Source organism: Citrobacter sp. wls757 (assembly GCF_005280935.1).
In the GTDB taxonomy this organism is placed as follows: Bacteria; Pseudomonadota; Gammaproteobacteria; order Enterobacterales; family Enterobacteriaceae; genus Citrobacter; species Citrobacter portucalensis.
The window spans coordinates 14740-15185 of sequence record NZ_SZWU01000015.1 but is presented as its reverse complement, the minus strand read 5'-3'; the positions used below and the strand labels follow the sequence as shown (position 1 = coordinate 15185).

Sequence of the window (446 nt, the reverse complement as noted above, 5' to 3'; positions counted from 1 at the left end):
TAAGCCAATCGTGAAAGTGCCCGGCTGCCCGCCGATTCCGGATGTCATGAGCGCCATCATTACCTACATGGTGACATTTGATCGTTTGCCTGAACTCGATCGTCTGGGTCGTCCGCTGATGTTCTATGGTCAGCGTATTCACGATAAATGCTACCGCCGCGCCCACTTTGACGCCGGGGAGTTCGTTGAGAGTTGGGACGATGACGCCGCCCGCAAAGGCTATTGCCTGTACAAAATGGGCTGCAAAGGGCCAACCACCTATAACGCCTGTTCCACCACTCGCTGGAATGGTGGCGTTTCCTTCCCCATCCAGTCCGGCCACGGTTGTCTGGGATGTTCGGAAAACGGCTTCTGGGATCGCGGTTCGTTCTACAGCCGCGTGGTTGATATTCCACAAATGGGGACGCATTCAACCGCCGATACCGTGGGCCTCACCGCGCTAGGCG

Annotated in this window: 1 pseudogene; it reads left to right on the top strand. The window is 57.0% G+C overall.

Annotated features, from left to right (window positions below):
* Positions 1–446: pseudogene (gene hyaA / locus FDW94_RS23730) on the top strand (hydrogenase 1 small subunit); the annotation flags it as partial.